Annotated in this window: 19 protein-coding genes; 11 read left to right on the top strand and 8 right to left on the bottom strand. The window is 49.5% G+C overall.

Annotated features, from left to right (window positions below):
* Window positions 1-20: 20 nt before the first annotated feature.
* From P40081_RS19065 to P40081_RS38575, 3 genes are all read right to left on the bottom strand, one after another.
* Window positions 21-794 (bottom strand): GNAT family N-acetyltransferase, encoded by a 774-nt coding sequence (locus P40081_RS19065; protein WP_197074248.1) that lies wholly within the window; start codon window positions 792-794, stop codon window positions 21-23.
* A 52-nt stretch (window positions 795-846) separates the two neighbouring features.
* The gene (gene murI / locus P40081_RS19060) at window positions 847-1,623 is read right to left on the bottom strand and encodes a glutamate racemase (RefSeq protein WP_042137673.1); all 777 of its coding nucleotides are present in this window, start codon (window positions 1,621-1,623) and stop codon (window positions 847-849) included.
* A gap of 212 nt (window positions 1,624-1,835) precedes the next feature.
* On the bottom strand, window positions 1,836-2,006 hold the full coding sequence (locus tag P40081_RS38575; protein ID WP_179093454.1) for a hypothetical protein: 171 nt from the start codon (window positions 2,004-2,006) through the stop codon (window positions 1,836-1,838).
* 246 nt (window positions 2,007-2,252) lie between these two features.
* Here P40081_RS38575 and P40081_RS19055 point away from each other — a divergent pair, with 246 nt between their 5' ends.
* Window positions 2,253-2,705, top strand: a complete 453-nt coding sequence (locus tag P40081_RS19055) for a GrpB family protein (RefSeq protein ID WP_231575149.1) — start codon at window positions 2,253-2,255, stop codon at window positions 2,703-2,705.
* Here the strand turns inward: P40081_RS19055 and P40081_RS19050 are convergent.
* The 3 genes from P40081_RS19050 to P40081_RS19040 all read right to left on the bottom strand — a co-directional run bounded on the left by P40081_RS19050 (window position 2,665) and on the right by P40081_RS19040 (window position 4,779).
* A complete protein-coding gene (locus P40081_RS19050; RefSeq protein ID WP_042137669.1) occupies window positions 2,665-3,825 on the bottom strand; it encodes a C45 family autoproteolytic acyltransferase/hydrolase in 1,161 nt (386 codons plus the stop codon). The two genes, P40081_RS19055 and P40081_RS19050, sit on opposite strands and share 41 nt — an antisense overlap.
* 129 nt (window positions 3,826-3,954) lie before the next feature.
* On the bottom strand, window positions 3,955-4,278 hold the full coding sequence (locus P40081_RS19045) for a hypothetical protein (RefSeq protein ID WP_042137667.1): 324 nt from the start codon (window positions 4,276-4,278) through the stop codon (window positions 3,955-3,957).
* Window positions 4,279-4,557: 279 nt separating this feature from the next.
* Complete coding sequence (locus P40081_RS19040; protein ID WP_042137665.1) at window positions 4,558-4,779, bottom strand: hypothetical protein; 222 nt, start codon at window positions 4,777-4,779, stop codon at window positions 4,558-4,560.
* 277 nt (window positions 4,780-5,056) lie between these two features.
* Here P40081_RS19040 and P40081_RS19035 point away from each other — a divergent pair, with 277 nt between their 5' ends.
* Both P40081_RS19035 and P40081_RS19030 read left to right on the top strand, forming a co-directional pair.
* Window positions 5,057-7,603, top strand: coding sequence for a diguanylate cyclase domain-containing protein (locus tag P40081_RS19035; RefSeq protein WP_042137664.1), 2,547 nt, complete (start codon window positions 5,057-5,059; stop codon window positions 7,601-7,603).
* A 157-nt stretch (window positions 7,604-7,760) separates the two neighbouring features.
* A complete protein-coding gene (locus P40081_RS19030; protein ID WP_042137662.1) occupies window positions 7,761-8,441 on the top strand; it encodes a M14 family metallopeptidase in 681 nt (226 codons plus the stop codon).
* Here P40081_RS19030 and P40081_RS19025 read toward each other — a convergent pair.
* Window positions 8,430-9,938, bottom strand: a complete 1,509-nt coding sequence (locus P40081_RS19025; protein WP_042137660.1) for a hypothetical protein — start codon at window positions 9,936-9,938, stop codon at window positions 8,430-8,432. The genes P40081_RS19030 and P40081_RS19025 overlap by 12 nt on opposite strands.
* A gap of 221 nt (window positions 9,939-10,159) precedes the next feature.
* Between P40081_RS19025 and P40081_RS19020 the strand changes: the two genes are divergently transcribed.
* From P40081_RS19020 to P40081_RS19010, 3 genes are read left to right on the top strand one after another with little or no spacing between them, the layout of a single operon-like run.
* Window positions 10,160-10,540, top strand: a complete 381-nt coding sequence (locus tag P40081_RS19020; RefSeq protein ID WP_042137658.1) for a GntR family transcriptional regulator — start codon at window positions 10,160-10,162, stop codon at window positions 10,538-10,540.
* A complete protein-coding gene (locus tag P40081_RS19015) occupies window positions 10,537-11,406 on the top strand; it encodes an ABC transporter ATP-binding protein (RefSeq protein WP_042137655.1) in 870 nt (289 codons plus the stop codon). Before P40081_RS19020 ends, P40081_RS19015 begins: the two co-directional genes overlap by 4 nt.
* Window positions 11,399-12,037 carry an ABC-2 transporter permease gene (locus P40081_RS19010; RefSeq protein ID WP_042137653.1) on the top strand — a complete coding sequence of 213 codons (639 nt, stop codon included), beginning with the start codon at window positions 11,399-11,401 and terminating at the stop codon, window positions 12,035-12,037. The genes P40081_RS19015 and P40081_RS19010 overlap by 8 nt, the downstream gene beginning before the upstream one ends.
* A 100-nt stretch (window positions 12,038-12,137) precedes the next feature.
* On the opposite strand, the gene P40081_RS19005 is transcribed toward P40081_RS19010, so the two are convergent.
* Window positions 12,138-12,485 carry a ribosomal protein L7/L12 gene (locus P40081_RS19005; RefSeq protein ID WP_042137651.1) on the bottom strand — a complete coding sequence of 116 codons (348 nt, stop codon included), beginning with the start codon at window positions 12,483-12,485 and terminating at the stop codon, window positions 12,138-12,140.
* Window positions 12,486-12,727: 242 nt separating this feature from the next.
* On the opposite strand from P40081_RS19005, the gene P40081_RS19000 reads away from it, so the two are divergent.
* The 5 genes from P40081_RS19000 (at window position 12,728) to iorA (ending at window position 17,256) form a co-directional block, all read left to right on the top strand.
* Window positions 12,728-13,072, top strand: a complete 345-nt coding sequence (locus P40081_RS19000) for a hypothetical protein (RefSeq protein ID WP_042137649.1) — start codon at window positions 12,728-12,730, stop codon at window positions 13,070-13,072.
* A gap of 77 nt (window positions 13,073-13,149) precedes the next feature.
* Window positions 13,150-13,341 (top strand): hypothetical protein, encoded by a 192-nt coding sequence (locus P40081_RS18995; RefSeq protein WP_039291913.1) that lies wholly within the window; start codon window positions 13,150-13,152, stop codon window positions 13,339-13,341.
* Between the two features lie 144 nt (window positions 13,342-13,485).
* Window positions 13,486-14,466: a patatin-like phospholipase family protein gene (locus P40081_RS18990; RefSeq protein ID WP_042137647.1), complete on the top strand. Its 981-nt coding sequence runs from the start codon at window positions 13,486-13,488 to the stop codon at window positions 14,464-14,466.
* A 186-nt stretch (window positions 14,467-14,652) separates the two neighbouring features.
* Window positions 14,653-15,102, top strand: coding sequence for a YdeI/OmpD-associated family protein (locus P40081_RS18985; protein WP_042137646.1), 450 nt, complete (start codon window positions 14,653-14,655; stop codon window positions 15,100-15,102).
* A 405-nt stretch (window positions 15,103-15,507) separates the two neighbouring features.
* Window positions 15,508-17,256 carry an indolepyruvate ferredoxin oxidoreductase subunit alpha gene (iorA, locus tag P40081_RS18980; RefSeq protein WP_042137644.1) on the top strand — a complete coding sequence of 583 codons (1,749 nt, stop codon included), beginning with the start codon at window positions 15,508-15,510 and terminating at the stop codon, window positions 17,254-17,256.
* Window positions 17,257-17,263 lie beyond the last annotated feature (7 nt).

The following is a 17,263-nucleotide window of genomic DNA, read 5'->3' as shown; positions in this document are numbered from 1 at the left end:
TTTGAATACAGAGATAACCGTTAATAGTTAATCCAGTGCTCAAGCTTCACTGCGGGGGTAAGACCAATCGATTCAGCCAGACGTATGGAGGCGAGATTGTCTTCAAGTACCTGATACCTCGGAATATATCCCCTTTGCAGAGTATGGTACAATGCTGTGCGGACCACGCGCTGCGCCAGTCCGTTTTTTCTTGCGGCAGCAGACGTATGTACAGCTCCAATCTCCCAGACAGACTCCTCATTGCGGAACACCATACAAGTGCTGATAGGCATGTCTCCTTCGAACAATGATACAGAGAAAGCCCCCTCCTGAAAAAATTGACTGATTTCCCCCTGTGAATAATCATTTGCCATCCATAACGGCAGCAGCCGTTCATCCATTGCTTCACTTACGATGCATGCCCCGTCTGCGCTGAAGGTTTGGCCTTCGGCCGTAGAATAGGAATAGAGACTGCGGACTTTATGCAGTGTGAAATACGGCTCCAGCGCCTGACGGTACGCATCCTCCTGCAGCTTAAATACGAGCCTTGCGTCCCTTGGCAGCAGCTTCAGCAGGGCGGGGAAGACCTCCGGGCTGCTGTAGTCCATTAGCACAACGGTGTCGGCCTCAGTATAGGTCCGGTGATCGTAGGGGAAGGTCACGGCAGGCATCATCAATAACACTCCCCAGTGATCCTGCTGTTCGATCAGCGTACTGTCAATCTGAGTGTGATAGGCGGTCATCATTTTGAGCAGCGTTATATTCTTCAGGGGGCTACGGCGTAATCTCCCCATGATCGCTTCATAGTGGCTCAAGTCATACACTTCCTTTTCTCCGGTAATCATCAGCAGCTGAACATAATTAAATTCACAGTTCATCCAGAAGTTTAAACAGGCGATGGTAATTGCCTAACGTGCAGGTATCCTCAACTATCACACCAGACTTGAAAAAGATGATATCACCACTTCCTTGGTTAACCTGACCTTTGTGTTCGAGGATACGTTTCAGATGTCTGGCTGTTCCAATACTTCCTGAGATGAAATCAACGTCTTCAGGGAAAACCTTCTTAAGACTATTCTCAAAATAAGGAAAATGAGTACATCCGAGTACCACTGTGCCGTACTGCTGCAAATTAAACCGGGACAATTCTTGATGTAAATAGGGGATGATTTTCTTTTCATCAAATTCAAAGCTTTCAGCGAACTGCACCAGTCCGGGAAGAGGCAAACTGTCCACAATTTCCCCATGATCTATACGGTGAACTAAATCATGATACTTCTTCTCCTGCAGCGTAAGTCTCGTGGCTAACACCAGAACCTTTTTCTGTTTTCCTTCGGATTGTTCAATGGCAGGCTTCACTGCCGGTTCGATGCCCAGGATAGGAAAGTCATACCGGCTTCTGAGCTCCTCAATCACGATACTGGTGGCAGTGTTACAAGCAATGACCAAAGCTTTTATATTGTGTTTAGCAATGAAATCTACAGCATTTAGAATGTACTCTCTAACTTCTTCTTTTGTTTTCTCTCCATAAGGAACATGTGCAGTGTCTGCGTAAAAGAGGTAATCTTCTTGCGGCAGAAATTTCAGTGCCTGATGAAGCACCGTTAAACCGCCTATTCCGGAGTCAAATAATCCTATTCGCATATTTCCACTCTTCCCGTGATTATTAGAATGATTGTATTATTCTATCACTACATTAACTTTATAACTACATTGCCCGTTCAGATTCACACACTCTAATTCATATATGAATTCTGATTCCCGGCTGTGCTTGAGATCTGGAATTTCATCGGAAAACATAAAAAAGACCGGACTTCCGCCAATGTTTCCATCAGCGAAGCCCGGTCCTTTTACATTCAGCTTTCGTTCTTGGTCACGCCATTTAAGCTTGGCACATAATCTTCGGCTTTATCCGGATTCACCATCTGGGGGATTTCGGTGATGCTGGAGTGATTCTGCTGGTTGTTCTTTTTATCGGCACGGTTATCAGCACGGTCATGCTTCGGATCTGCACTGTTCTTGGGCACACTGTTCACCTCCATATCTGATGGATAGTATGAGATAGCGGTTTGCATTTTATCCCGGCAGACTTAAACGTTACATAGAATACTTGGCAGGCAGGCACATTCCCCGTTGACAGGTGCGCTATAATATATTTACTAAAAACTATTCTCACCGAGGAGGGGAAGATCATCGCTGAGAAAACAAAAGTTGTTGAAGTTGTTCCCTACGACCCGGCCTGGAAGGTTGAATACGCCAGAATTGAAGCGCGGATGCTGGAGATCGCGGGAGATCTGATCATAGCGGCTGAGCATGTGGGCAGTACCTCCATCGAGGGGTTATCGGCCAAACCTGTTATCGATATCGATCTGGTGATGGAGAGCTATGAGAAGCTGCCGGAGATCATCCGGAGATTACAGCAGTACGGTTATGAGCATCAGGGCAATTTGGGGATTGAGGGCAGGGAAGCCTTCCGGAGCGTGAAGGAGGACGGATTTATGAAGTACCACCTTTACGTATGTCCGAAGGACGGGAAGGGATATCTTGAGCATATCGCTTTCCGCAATTATCTGCGTAGCAGCCCGTCTGCCCGTGAGGAGTATCAGGCGGTCAAGCAGCGGCTTGCGAAAGAATACCGTTATGATATCGACTCATATTGTGAGGGGAAGACAGAGTTCGTGCACTCTATTCTGCAGAAGGCAGCTGATCCCAGAATCCGGCTGTAGATGGGCGGTTAGGCAGAACGGCTTGATATTCGTAGACTCCGGCCGGGTCGTTGAACCCAAAGGTTCTCCAGCTGTTCAGCTGCGGGGAACCGAAGCAGATATGCGCCTCTCGGGCCGAGTTATCACAGACCATGGACCATAACGTTCCGAAGCCCTCACTGTAATGATGACAGCAGACTCCCTTAGGGTATTCTGTGCCTGCGATGGCTTGCATGGCTCCCACGGGGCTTTGGAGGGCAACTTCGTCCGTAAGTGCCGACCGCAGCGCTTCATACCTTGTCCTCGAATTCTCCATCACCTGCAAATTATGAACCTGCATGGATGGAAGGGTATAATGGTTGGCTGAGAGGACAAGCTGGTTGCAGTTCCCGCCAGCCGCTGCCGGATAATACTGGACCTCTTTTTGCGTACCGGCAGTTTCAACTAGTGCGATATCGCCTTTGGCGTCCGAGATCAGGAAATTCCGGTAGTCGGAGACTGGCATGCTGCGTATCAGCAGCGCCGCTTCTTCCGCCGTGGTGCAGTTGTCGAGCAAGGCGCGGACCACTCCCGGAAAAATAAAGCCTTCACCGGTCATCTCCGGACGGATTCTCCCCGATGTAGTTGTTACAGTAAGCCCTTCATCGTTCATTCCGTCATAACGGCCGAACAGCTGGAGCGCAAATCCGGTATGCGCAGGTTTGCCCTTTACCCGAGTTGTACTGAGCAGCAGCTGATTATAGGGCTCATCCTCCCAGCCAAAATCGTAGTTACGCATATGACAGGTATGTCCGCCGTTATCCGGACTTGTCCGGTATGCAGCCTGTGTACAGTGACCGGATGGCTGGAAGTAGGAGTAATAGAACACAACCCTGCCGGGTTCAATACCGGTCTCGTCGGCGAAGCCTTTGATTTCTTCGTTCATGCCGGGGCAATACTTCTCGAAGCTCTCCATGACTCTATCTGCCGCAGACGGCAGCAGCGGGGAAGCCCCCATGAATGGAGAGGATAAGAATGAGATGAGCTCGGAATTATGCTTGTAATGAGCGCCCAAGGCACGGCCGACCTCATAATGAGTGCCTTCCGTAACGATATGGGAATATTGTGCGGTCCTGCGTTGAATAGGGGGATTAGCATCCATTGTATAAGTACCTTCTCTCGTTTACTCTCTGCGCAGAGTAGGTTCATTATAACGGGCGAGCTCTTCAGTCGGCAAAGTCCGTTCCGGCCGAAATACCCGCATGGGCTGCTATACAGGGAAGCGCAATCATTATAGGGTCTTATTTTCTTGGACGGAGTAGGAAATACTTGTATTATTGTCATTTTTAAGGTAACTTATTGATATAACTTCCGGATTAACTTTTGCCGGAGGCGCAGTTCCAATAACGGTATATGTAAGCCGAAGAGGAGCATTCCCCCAATGCTCCTTTTTGCGTGAATGAGAATCTTTACTTTCGCTGGAGGGAAAATCCCAAAAATCCTGCACGAAATACAACATTCTTCTCTTGAAATTGAGCTTGAACGAAAAATGTTGTACAAAATGCAGGATTTCCCCGTATTCATGCTGTTGTGCTTGGAAATTGTTGTATTTCATACAACAAACCTTACGAATTCCCACATATCTATGAGTCCAAGTTGTATTACGTACAACATTTAAAAGCTAATTAGTGACTGGGCTTTCTCAGCTACCCCTAAGGCCCAAACGAAACATTCTGAAGAAGATACCGGATAACGAAGAAGGCAATGATCAGCACTGACGCAAATCCCAGCAGGAAAGAAACAATGTCTCTGCCTGAACGTTTGTATTTTCTCATTTACGGTCACCTCGTATATGAATAATAAAGACCCCTGTTGAGGGGTCAACTCTGGGGCATCAGACTGTTGTTGCAAATTTCAAGAGTTCATCAGGGACTGCGATTTCACCCAGAACCGCTTCTGCGGCTGCCCAAGCCTGACTGAACTCTTTTCCGCTGTAAAGGGTGCGGTTACGGGTTGGGCTGGAAAGTGACATATCAAAGACGATAAATTCCCCTGCATCTGTTGCAACTCTGAAGCTCACGGAACGGTCCTGCTTCTGTATCCGTACTTCTTCCATATGATTTAACCTCCTAAGACTTTCCTCTAACCATAAATATTATACATAATTATTCCATTCCAGGCATAGCGAAGAAGCTCAGTTGATTGTATTCTCCTGCCAGTTCTGAACTGGCGGGATTCTTGTATACATCTGTCCAGGAAATTAACCGGCCCTCGCAGATAGAAGCTTCTCCTAATTATGTTGCACGATTATGAACACTGCCGAAAATAGGATAATATGAAACTACACATAATGTATGCATAGAAATCTTTTACTTCATTGGAGGCGTTGCACCATGTCAGACTCTAAATCCCATAACGAGAATGATCCGCTCAACCGCACATTGCTGAACGAAGCCGGTCTGGAACTGAATGAATCGCTGGACCTCACGAACTGCGACAAGGAGCCGATCCATATTCCCGGGCTTATTCAGCCGCATGGCGTGCTGCTGGCAGTGACGCAGGGCATGGACAATCTTATTGTCCAGGCCAGCCGGAACACAGATGTACTGCTGGGAATTCCTGCAGAGACGCTGCTCGGAACTTCTATGGCTGAGCTGGTAGGCGATAGTCAGCTTCAGGCCTTACTGGAGCGCAGTGTGAACGCCAAGGAAACCGCAGATTTACAATATATTGTCCTGAAGATTGAAGTTGAAGGACAGATGACCGATTTCTTCAGCATTATTCACGAAAGTGAAGGGCTGATGATTGTCGAGCTGGAGCCTGCCTCCGAAGAGGAGGGTGCAGGAGCCAATGATTTTGAATGGATCCGCACGTTCTTCGGCCGTATGAAGCAGACTGCAGGCCGGATTGAAGCCAGTCAGGCGGCGGCTGAACAGGTCAAAGAAATGCTCGGTTATGACCGTGTGATGATCTACGAATTCGATGAGGAGTGGAACGGGAAAGTTGTAGCGGAAGCGAAGGAAGAAGGTCTGGAACCGTTCCTCGGGCATCACTACCCGGCATCTGATATCCCCAAGCAGGCGCGTGAGCTGTACTTGCGCAACTGGCTGCGGACAATCGTGGATGTGCACTATACGCCCGTACCGATTATCCCGGTGCTTCAGCCCCTAACCGGCAAGCCGCTGAACCTCAGCCTGTCGATCCTGCGCAGTGTCTCCCCGCTGCATATCGAATATTTGCAGAATATGGGGGTTGGAGCGACTACCACCATCTCGTTAATTCATAATAACAGGCTCTGGGGACTGATCACCTGCCATCACCATTCGCCAAAGTATGTACCGCATCGCATCCGCAATCTGTGCAATTTCCTGGGTTCCTTCTTCTCCAGTGAGCTGTACCAGCGCCAGCAGCTGGATACGTATCAGACAGAGCTGCAGCTGCGGACCAAGGCGACGCGGATTGTCGATGTATTCACAGGGAATTCAAGCTCCTTCCGTGTAATTGAGCAGCTGGGAGAGGAAGAGCAGACGCTGCTTGCACTAATGGATGCTTCAGGAGCTGCTGTATGTTACCAGGACAAGCTGATGCTGTACGGGGTTACGCCTTCCCAGGATCAGGTACGGGAGCTTGCGGGCTGGCTGGCCGGTAAAGCCAGGGACTACACCTACTGTACTTCGGGGCTCAGTCTGGAATATGAATCAGCCAAAGCTTACAAGGACAAGGCCTCCGGCGTGCTGTATCTGGCTCTGACTCCCGGACAGCAGAACTATATGATCTGGTTCAGACCAGAAGTTGTAGAGATTGTGGACTGGGCAGGAGATCCTGCAAAGGCTGTTATTCAGGAGAATGACGGGATTCGTCTGTCTCCCCGGAAATCTTTTGAGAAATGGCGCCAGGTCGTTCAGTCTACTTCACTTCCCTGGAAGGAGCAGCATCTCAACATTCTGCCTCAGCTGAAATCAATCCTGCGCGGCCAGACGGAGAATCAGCTGCGTCAGGCCGAGGAACAGGCACTGCAGAATGCACGAAGTCTGCGTCATAATGAACAACGTTATCTGCAGCTGATGGAGCTGTCACCGGTAGCTTTCTTTATGATTACCGATGATATTATCGTCTATAGCAATAACCGTGCGCTGGACCTGATGGCTATAGAGAAGGGCAAGTCCCTAACGGGTCAGCCATTCCTGAAATATGTGCACGAATCTTACCGTCCTGCATTGCGTCAGTATTTCTCGGAGCTCAGCCTGAACAAAAGCCAGTTCGTAACCGGCAGCGGACAGTTTCAGAATGCGGATGGACTGACGCTGGACATGAACCTGACACTGGCCTCCGTAATCCACGGCGGCAAACCTTCCGTCATGGCTGTTCTGAGTAAGGGGGTTAACGCTGATGCGAAAGGTGAAGCCTACACCAGTGTAACTACCCAATTGCAGAGTTACCTGACAACGGATTCCTTAACGGATCTGCCGAACCGGCTGGCGTTCGAGAACGAGCTCACTAGTACATGGAAGAATTGCCTGCGCGCGCAGGAGCCACTTCTATTACTGTCTATTGACATCGATGATTTCCATTCTTACAATGCGGTCCACGGGTTAAAAGGCGGAGATTTGTGTATTCAGTCAGTAGCCGATGTACTGAACCTTATCAGCAAGCAGCATGGAGCCTTCGTCGCCCGCTTCAGCGGAGCGGCTTTCATACTGATCTTATCCGGGGCAACCGCCGGAGAGGCGGAGCAGCTGGCCGAAGCTGTGCGCAAGGGTGTCTATGATCTGCAAATTCCCCGCGACCGTTATGAAGAAGAAGGTGTGGTCACCGTAAGTATTGGCGGTCTGCTGAAAGTCCCTCTTACAACGGACCGTACTTCAGATTTCATTGCCGGGTCGGAGAAGGCACTCTATGAGGCGAAATCCAGCGGAAAAAACCAGGTTGTATTTCATTGAATAACCGTTATGAACACAGAAGCCGGGTAAGGTCCATCTGGACTATACCCGGCTTTTTGCCGCGCCTGTCTATGTGTCCAATCCACCATTGGCGATCCGCATACATTACAGAATAAAGCGAATGTACTTCTGCATACCTAAACGGAGGTGAAACGCGGTGTCTGTCGAGAAGCATATGCTGGCAGCAGGAACTCCCTATGCCACACCTTATTATGTCGTGAACAGCGTAGCTCCCGGTCCTGTATTTATGATCATCTCCGGCGTCCATGGCAATGAACCGGCGAGTACCCGTGCGGCACAGGGGATCGTAAGCCGGTTTAACCGCGGAGAGTGGGTTCTGCGCAAAGGGAAGCTGATTATTGTCCCGCTGGTGAATGTATCCGCCCGGCGTAAGGGAATCCGCGGCAAACCTGATTTGAACCGTACCTTCCCGATGGGTACAGGCGCTAAGGCTAGACATCCGCTGTCAAGAGCGGTGTTTCAACTCGCCGCGCGTTATCGTCCATCCTGGTATTTGGATCTGCATGAAGCGAACGGGCTATCACAGCTTAATCCGCGGCGCGTAGGGCAGACGCTGATTATCAGCCCGGCTAGCCGGGCGGCAGGTGTGGCGAAGCAAATTGTGAAGAAGATGAACCTGTCGGTTCCGAATAAAGCTTACCGCTTCAACATCCGCCGCCGGGAGCGCGCCGGGACTTCACGGATGGCTATGCAGCGTCTGCTCGGAGCGAGAGCTGTTACAGTGGAAACCTGCTGGAGTCTTGATTTCTCCTTAAGGGTGCGGCTGCAAAGTGAGATTGTCAGCCATTTCCTGCGGGCTGCGGGTTTAACCGGCTGATGCCGTATAGTTCAGGCTGCTCTGTAACCCCGGATCTTCCTGGGGCTGCTTCCCGTTTCCGGTAACAAATACACTCCCGTAGCTTCCTTTGTAGACAGGAGTGCCGAGTGCTTTCACCCAGTCCTGATACAGCCTCCCGGAGCTGCCGTTTCGCACAATCACATAATCCGGGCGGTCATATTTCACGATATCAGGCAAGTATTCGGAGAAGCCGTACATGGAGCGTTCGAAGGCATTCCAGCCCATGATCCCAATCGAAGCCTTGGTGATAAAAGGGTCCTGGCGCCCGTCACTGAGCACATCCCCGCCGCGGAACATCACATAACCTGAAGACCCATAGCTGGACAGCACCTTAGGCCGCCTGCCTGCCGGTGTATGCTCCAGTACATAGCTCATCTCTAAGACAGGGTAATCTGCAGCAGTCACCACTGGCGGGACCGCGAAGATATATACAGTGTTGATCAGCAACCCGGTGGCAAGTCCAAGGGCAACCGCTCTTCCGCTAGTCCGCAGCCTGAGCTTGCCCGGAAGCGGAACCGCTTCGAAGAAAACTGCCGCGAAATAAGGAATGAACAGCCACATGAACAGATTCTGCTTGAAATTTGATACTCCGAGATAGAGAATGCCGGCCATCAGGAAGAAGCGGAACGGCTTCCGCTGCAGGGAGAAGGGCAGGGTGACCGCGAAAAAGAGCAGCAGAAGCAGAATCGGCAGCTGATCCGGCCGGCTGAAGGAGAGAGGCTGCCATTCATTAATGAGCAGATTGTAGTTATTGTGTGTGACGGTGAAGATGAACAGCAGTCCTTGAAGTCCTCCCGGATTCGGCAAACCGGCCAGGAAGACCAGCAGGAAGACGGCAGCTCGCTTCCAGCTGAGATTGCGTGCAATCAGTGATTCCAGCACGGCCATACCGGTAAACACGGCAATCACCAGCCATACTCCGGTATGGACATTGGCAACGGCGCAGGAGAGGATCATCATTGCTGCCGCATATCTGGCCCCGGGCTTCAGCTGATACTCCCGCATGCAGATGAAGAACCAGACGATCAGCGGAGAGGAGACCATCTGCGGTCTTCCCTTGAAGTAGTTATAGTAGATCCAGCAGGAGACCAGCAGGACAAAGGGCAGTAGCAGAACATGATTCTCCCGCAGACCCAGCTCTTTACGTGATACTTCTCCAAGACGTATAAGCCCCAACAGTAAGCCGAATAGGCACAGGGCGGTCAGCAGATAGATCCCCGGCCAGCCGAACCACTGGTACAGGGGTGTAATCAGCAGCTGAAACCCGGCCTCATGCGGGATATACGGCAGCTTGTCTCCATAAAAGGTATGTATCGCATGATGCGGCACCTTCCCGTGCTCAAGCATGTAGCGTCCGACCTCCAGATGCCAGAACGTATCCGGATCATTATACGAATATTTAGGCTGCATGAGCAGCATAACGGCAGCCGTCAGCAGCCCGCAGATGAGCAGGTATACGGCAGTTTTTCTAGACATATGAACTTCCCCTCTGTGTAGGCATTCGGCTTCCGCCTCTATATAGCATCACCACTTCCCATAAGTGATTAGATCAATACATGCGAGAGAGCGGTAGTCCAAATATGCGCCGCAGCTGCAACCGGACCGCTGCTAATTAGAGGATTGACACCACTGAACATAGTGTATATATTATATATATACATTAAATACAAATATCCAAAGGACGCTGGTGCTGCTACATGAATATTTTGATATCAAGTACGTCCGGTGAACCGATCTACGCCCAGATTGTGGGACAAGTCCGCCAGATGATTCTGCAAGGGGAGCTGGTCTCCGGTACACCGCTGCCATCGATCCGCTTATTGGCTAAGGAGCTGCAGATCAGTGTCATTACCACGAAGCGGGCTTACGAGGAGCTGGAGCGTGAAGGGCTGATTAACTCTATTGTCGGCAAGGGCTCTTTTGTCTCCGGGGCAGATCAGGAATATATCCGGGAGCAGCGGCTGCGGATTGTAGAGGGCAAGCTGAAAGAAATCATTGATGAGAGCAGACTGCTGGGCATGGAGTATGCCGAACTGGCGGAGATGCTGAAACTGCTCTATGAGGAGGAACAGGAATGAGCGATGTAATCCGGTTAGACCATTTGACCAAAAGCTACGACCGGTTTGAGCTGAGGGATATTTCATTGTCCATAAAGGAAGGTTTTATTACAGGCCTGATCGGCCCGAACGGTGCAGGCAAAACCTCGCTGATCAAAATGATGATGGGTATGATCTACCCGGATCAAGGCAATATCACGATGTTGGGTCAGAATAACCAGCTATATCAAGCAGCGGTCAAGGAGCGGATTGGGTACGTCTCGGATGAGAATATCTATTATGAGAATCTCACCGTCAAGCAGATGAAGAGAGTTATCGCGCCGTTCTACACCCGCTGGAATGAAGATACATATGTGAAGTTTCAGGAGATGTTCAAGCTTCCGCCCGGCAAGAAGATTAAGGATCTGTCCAAGGGGATGAAAATCAAATTCTCGCTTGCCATCGCCCTGTCCCATGGTGCCGATCTGCTGATCATGGATGAGCCTACCTCGGGGCTAGATCCGATTTTCCGCAGAGAGATGCTGGAGCTGCTGAGTGAGCATATTCAGGACGAGAAGAAATCGATTCTGTTCTCCACCCATAACACGATGGATCTGGACCGGATTGCCGACTATATTGTATTCATCAACGAGGGGCGGATTGTTTTCAATGAGATGAAGGAGAGTATCAGCGAGCGTTACCTCCTGGTCAAAGGCGGGAAGGAGCTGCTCGACCGTGATGTCCGGCGATGGTTCGTCGGTATCCGCGAGAACGGGCTGGGGTTCGAGGGTCTTATCAGCAACCGTGCGGAGGGCGAACGGTATTTCAGGGATACGGCTATCTGCGAGACGCCTACTCTGGAAGAAATCATGTATTTTACGGTAAAAGGAAGTGAAGCGCATGTATAGCTCCCTGCATCTGATCCGCAAAGACTTCATCCTTACCCGGAAATTCATTCTGCTGCTGGTGCCGTATTATATACTCATGGGATATACGAATGCGGATGCCTACACTATGTTCTCGCTGTTTCCGGCCATGCTGCTGCTGATCAATGCCTGCACTATTGATATGCAGCATAACAATCAGAAATTTCTTGTCAGTCTTCCGGTACCGAGGCAGCGTCTGATTCAGGCCAAATATTTAACGCTCATTCCTTTCTTGGCCTTCAGCATCCTCTGCACACTGCTGCTCTATCTGTTTGCATTTGCGATGGGGAAGATAGACGCTCCGCTCCGCTGGAGAGAGCTGGGCCTTGCGGCCGCGTCTTTTCCGCTGCTTGCTTCCTTCTATCTGCCGCTGTATTACTGGCTGGGACAAAAGGGCATGCAAGTCGTCAATTTCGTATTCATCATGTTAATCATGCTGAACGTCACGGCATTCAAAAGTTTATCTGAACGGTTTCCGGCACTTGCAGAATGGTTCCAGACCGGCAGGCTGGACAGCACGCTTCTGCCCGTTATTGGTGTTCTGGCCTATCTGATTATTATCTACGGCTCTTATCTGCTCTCTTTGCGGATTTTTGTTAAAAAGGACGTATAACCCCAGCCGGGTTGCAGGCAAGCCGGCATCATAAAAAACGGCCTCAGCTTCCACTTTAAAGTGGAGGACGGGGTCGTTTTTGGTTCCGTGCAGGGGCAGGTCAGCGGAAGGTACCGCCCTGTTCCAGATTGTCGATGAAGTCCTTGGCATCCTTCAGGGATAAATTCCGTGCTTCCCGCATTACCTTAATCGCCTGAATCTTCTTGCCCTCCGCGAGCAGCAGATGCAGTCTCCGCTCCAGATCAGGAGCAATCTCCGGGTTCTGCACGAACAGCGGGGTCGGAATGCCGGCCATCCTGCCTCCAGCTCCTGCAGGTCCCCCATAAGCGTCCCTCTGCGCCAACTGAGACTCCAGCTCTGTTACGCGCTTTTTCAGACGGAACACACTTAACATAAGCAGTAACACAAGAACCAAAGCCAGAATTGCGATAATATCCGTATTGTCCATGGGAGCGGCTCCTTTCTGCCCTTATAGCATCGATTACGGTAACTAGACCTATCATATTCTACTACCCGCTGAGCAGAAGAATGAACACTTCACTCCTGAATTAGGAACAGTTCATACGTAGTTCAGCGGGTCCGGTTGAACGGACTTCATCCCGTATCATGCAGAATGTCATATTCAACCCTCTAAAATTATGATATTTTTATGCGAAATTTCAAATATTTATGGAGATGGGGGGCTTACCGGTGATAACTCCGTACAATCTTGAAGAATATTATGTAACGATCGGCCGGCTGAAGCAGCGTTATTTGTCAGAGCGGTTTGAGCAGGAGCTTCCGGCATTCCATTCTCACCTGGAAGCGGCCCAGTGGTTCCGCAGCATGTTCCCTGGCGGGTTCATTTTTGTGGAGGAGATGGAAGCGGCTAACGCTGAGAGCTATTACTTGTATGACATCATCCACGACCGCGAGCTGTGGGAGCGCAGACAGCAGGATTTGAAGACCAAAGGCACCGCTTCCGGACTCGGCATGCTCCTATGCACCCAGCGGGTCGATATTTACGAGGACGGATCGGTGCAAATCGCTTTTTAACAATAAGTGCTGTTTCAGGACAAATGAATCAAAAGTGAGATTAAATGGTGTATAATCATGGAAAGGGAGGTGATTTCATGGCTGACTTCTTTAATCCGGGACCACATGCGAATTCGACTGATCCCGGCGGGCATAAAGCCAACCATGACGTGAATGCGCAGAAGTATCACACCGAAGGCCCTCCAGGCTTATGGAGGCAAATATCCGATCTGGTTATTGCCATAGCTGTCATTGCCTTTTTCATTTTTGTGATCATGTGGATCTTTTGATCTGTCTCCCCAACAAGCGGCTGTCCAAGACTGGTTTCATGGTCCTGGTGCCTCCGCTTTTTGTTGTTTTACAAGTGAATAAATCAGAGTATCCAACACATACTTACAGATACATCTTTTACAAGTAACAGGAGGGGTACTCAGGTGGAGGCAGATGCAGTCTTTGAAGGCGGCGGCGTAAAGGGAATTGCTTTTGTAGGAGCCATTGAAGTGATGGAATCCAGAGGATATACCTGGAACAAGCTTGCGGGGACTTCAGCCGGCGCGATCATTGCAGCTTTGTTGGCCTGCGGTTACAATAGTGCTGAAATCAGAGAGCTGATGAGCTCGCTGGACTATATGAAGCTGCTCGGGCGTACCAGAATGAACAGCCTGCCGATCTTGAACAAGACGCTTCCGTTAATGATGAAGTCAGGCATTTACAGCAACCACATTTTAGAACAGGTAATGACGGATTGGCTGAAGCGTAAGAAAGTTGTAACGTTTGGAGATATTCCCGAAGGCAAGCTTTCGATTATAGTCTCGAATATAAGCAATGGGCGGATTGCAGTTTTCCCTAATGATTTGCCTCACTATGGTTTGAAGGCGTCCGAATTCCCCATAGCCGCAGCAGTACGGATGAGCACCACGCTGCCTTTCTTTTTTCAACCCTATGTCTGGCATACGCCCCTGCAGAAGAAACCCTATTATATGCTGGACGGAGGAATGCTTAGCAATTATCCGATCTGGCTGTTTGACGTAGATGGAGTCCCGCGGTGGCCAACCTTCGGATTCAGACTGTCGGAAAGGCGAACCTATGCCCAATCGATAGAGATCAATGGTCCGGTCTCGTTACTCAAAGGGATGTTCAAAACCATGCTGCAGGCTCATGATCAAAGACATGTAGACAAACATGCGGAAGAGCGCACAATATTTATTCCTACTGGAAAAGTAACGACGACAAAATTCGAATTGACGGAAGAAGATAAGCATTTCTTGCTCTCATCCGGTCACGCTGCGGCAGATAAATTCCTGGAGACATGGGACTTCGAAGACTATAAGCATAAATTCAGAGAAAATCATGCAGCATTGCCGGTTCAGCCCCTTTCCGGTGAATCGCAGCAGGAGCCCGGTATTTATCACTGAAACGCAAGGCTACTACTTCCACATTGAGGAGCAGTAGCCTTTTGTCTGGGGATTCACAAATTTGCCAATAGCACTGCCGGGAATGGGAAGGTTTCTTTTATAAGGATCAAGAATATAGACACAATGCCGAAGTGTGAGAAGAGAGTGGATATTGAAGCTTCTTTATAATGAGGAGTGATGCTTAAGATGGAGTATGAATTTGATAGCGAGATCAAGATGCTGGAAGGCAAAATGAAATGGAAAGTAGTGTATTTCCCATATGCAGTGAAGGAAATATTCGATACGAACGGTAAAGTGCCGGTTCAAATTACCGTTGATGGACACCGGTTCGAACATACGCTGCTGCCGTCAAAAAACGGGCATTATTTTGTATATAATGAATTCATCCGAAGAGCCGTACTTAAAAAGCCCGGTGACAAACTCCATGTCATTCTTACAAAAGATGAGGAGAGCCGTAATATTGTGGTGCCGGACTACATCACCAGAAACCTTGAAGATCACGATATGCTTGATCCATTCCTGGATCAGCCAGATTATCTTAAGCGGGAGCAGATCCATTACATCGAGCTTGCCAAAAAGGAAGAGACGAAGATTAACCGCATACTGGCTTTAATTAACACACTGAAAGATAAATGAATCCTGTTGAAGGACCTAAAGGACAAGGGCACTGCAAACGGATTTGGAATGCTTCTCTGTACCCACAATCCGGTATCTATGAAGGACGGTCTGGTCCATTTGGCCTTTTGAGGGGAATCGACAATAAATACTATAAAAGATAAATATACGTTTTTATTTGAAAAGTCTGCAATAAAAGGTTGCAGGCTTTTTAATTATTTCAATTTTGTGAAAATTAGCAGATTAAGGAACTGAAAGGCTGGAATTTATTAAAAAAAAGTAACAAAGTTAATAGTAACACTATAATATTGATTATAGCCTATATATAAGTAGTAAGAGCCTATAAATGTTAAATATGTAATCTGTGATTTGGGAGAAATTCAGCCGCGTGGTTCTGTTAAATGAGATGAACGAGAGGACGATCCGATGAAAGCTCTAATGATGGGTAATGAGGCAATTGCCAGAGGCGCTTATGAAGCAAATTGTAAAATCATTTCATCCTATCCCGGAACACCGAGTACGGAAATAGTCGAGAGCATCAGTGTCTATGAGGGCGTATATGCCGAGTGGGCACCTAACGAAAAGGTAGCGCTGGAAGTAGCAGCAGGCGCCTGTATCGCCGGTATCCGCAGCCTGACCACCATGAAGCACGTAGGGGTGAATGTGGCGGCAGATCCGCTGTTCAATATGACCTACGAAGGTGTAAATGCCGGTCTGGTCATTGTTTCGGCAGATGATCCGGGGATTCATTCCTCGCAGAACGAACAGGACAACCGCATTTATGCCAGTCATGCCAAGATGCCGCTACTCGAGCCGACCAGCTCCCAGGAATGCAAGGATATGATTGTCGAAGCCTATGAGATCAGCGAACGCTTCAACACGCCTGTCCTGTTCAGGACCACAACCCGGGTGTCCCATTCGAAGGGGATTGTTCACTTCCAGGAAGACCTGGCGGTAGAGGAGAAATTCAGAACCTATAAGAAAAACAAGCTGGACAGGCTGCTCCTTCCGGCCATCTCCAGAAAGCGGCATCTGGAAATCGAAGCGAATCTTCTGGATATTCAGGCGTACTCCAATTCCTCCCCTCTTAATGTAATAGAGTACAGCTCCCCGGAGATCGGCATAGTGACGAGCGGAATATCCTATCAATATGTTAAGGAAGTGTTCGGAGATACGGTATCCGTGCTGAAGCTGGGTATGAGTTATCCTTTTCCGGACGAGAAGGCCAAAGAATTCGCTGCATGGGCCAAAACAATCTATGTCGTCGAGGAGGGCGAGCCCTTCATCGAAACCTCACTTAAAGCGATGGGCATTGCCTGTACTGGTAAGGAGATCATTCCCGTCTGCGGCGAGCTGAACCCGGAAATTATCAGAAAAGCGATCACCCGTGAAGAATTCGACTGCTACGAGGGTGTCCAAGTACCGGCAAGGCCGCCAAGGCTGTGTGCAGGCTGCGGTTATCTCGGACTGTACAGCGCAGTCAAGCAGCACAGGGACATTATTGCCGCCGGAGATATCGGCTGTTATACGCTGGGCGGCACCGAGCCGATCAAGGCGCTAGACACCGTGCTCTGCATGGGCGCTTCCATCTCTATGGCAACGGGCATGCAGCGGACTCAGGATTTCAAACCGATGGGCAAGAAGGTATTCGCCTTCATCGGTGACTCCACCTTTTTTCACTCAGGTATGACCGGACTGCTGAACGCAGTTTACAACAAGACCCCGATTGTCATCTGTATCCTGGACAATCGCTCCACATCTATGACCGGCAATCAGGAGAACCCGGGCACCGGGCGCACACTGCAGGGCAGCACGTCGGAAGTCATACGGATTGAAGATATCGTGCTCGCACTGGGCATTAAACCGGACAACCTCAGAATACTAGACCCCACCAACCTCCAAGAAACGCAGCAGTGTGTGGACACAGCCAAGCACAGCACTGAACCGTTCGTAATCATCTCCAGACATCCTTGTGAACTTCTCAAAAGCAAAGCGGAACCCACAAAAAAATACATCATTGACAATGTTACCTGTGTGAATTGCAAAAAATGCACTATGCTAGGCTGCTCGGCTATCAAAATTGTGGACCGCCAAATCATGATTGATCCGCTGGACTGCAAGGGCTGCAGCATCTGCCAGCAGGTTTGTCCCTATGACAGCATTAAGGAGGCTTAAGCGACCT

The sequence above is a fragment of the Paenibacillus sp. FSL P4-0081 genome (assembly GCF_000758565.1).
GTDB classification, from domain to species: Bacteria; Bacillota; Bacilli; order Paenibacillales; family Paenibacillaceae; genus Paenibacillus_AQ; species Paenibacillus_AQ phytohabitans.
This window is presented reverse-complemented; position numbering and strand designations above follow the sequence as displayed.

Bases quoted from the DNA above. Each gene is read 5' to 3' on its own strand.
- P40081_RS18985 (WP_042137646.1), top strand. From the start codon at position 14,653: ATGGAGTATGAATTTGATAGCGAGATCAAGATGCTGGAAGGCAAAATG.
- P40081_RS19055 (WP_231575149.1), top strand. From the start codon at position 2,253: ATGCTGGAGATCGCGGGAGATCTGATCATAGCGGCTGAGCATGTGGGC.
- P40081_RS19040 (WP_042137665.1), bottom strand. From the start codon at position 4,779: ATGGAAGAAGTACGGATACAGAAGCAGGACCGTTCCGTGAGCTTCAGA.
- P40081_RS19025 (WP_042137660.1), bottom strand. From the start codon at position 9,938: ATGTCTAGAAAAACTGCCGTATACCTGCTCATCTGCGGGCTGCTGACG.
- P40081_RS19050 (WP_042137669.1), bottom strand. From the start codon at position 3,825: ATGGATGCTAATCCCCCTATTCAACGCAGGACCGCACAATATTCCCAT.
- P40081_RS18995 (WP_039291913.1), top strand. From the start codon at position 13,150: ATGGCTGACTTCTTTAATCCGGGACCACATGCGAATTCGACTGATCCC.
- P40081_RS19020 (WP_042137658.1), top strand. From the start codon at position 10,160: ATGAATATTTTGATATCAAGTACGTCCGGTGAACCGATCTACGCCCAG.
- P40081_RS19015 (WP_042137655.1), top strand. From the start codon at position 10,537: ATGAGCGATGTAATCCGGTTAGACCATTTGACCAAAAGCTACGACCGG.
- P40081_RS19010 (WP_042137653.1), top strand. From the start codon at position 11,399: ATGTATAGCTCCCTGCATCTGATCCGCAAAGACTTCATCCTTACCCGG.
- iorA (WP_042137644.1), top strand. From the start codon at position 15,508: ATGAAAGCTCTAATGATGGGTAATGAGGCAATTGCCAGAGGCGCTTAT.
- P40081_RS19005 (WP_042137651.1), bottom strand. From the start codon at position 12,485: ATGGACAATACGGATATTATCGCAATTCTGGCTTTGGTTCTTGTGTTA.
- P40081_RS19045 (WP_042137667.1), bottom strand. From the start codon at position 4,278: ATGAAATACAACAATTTCCAAGCACAACAGCATGAATACGGGGAAATC.
- murI (WP_042137673.1), bottom strand. From the start codon at position 1,623: ATGCGAATAGGATTATTTGACTCCGGAATAGGCGGTTTAACGGTGCTT.
- P40081_RS19035 (WP_042137664.1), top strand. From the start codon at position 5,057: ATGTCAGACTCTAAATCCCATAACGAGAATGATCCGCTCAACCGCACA.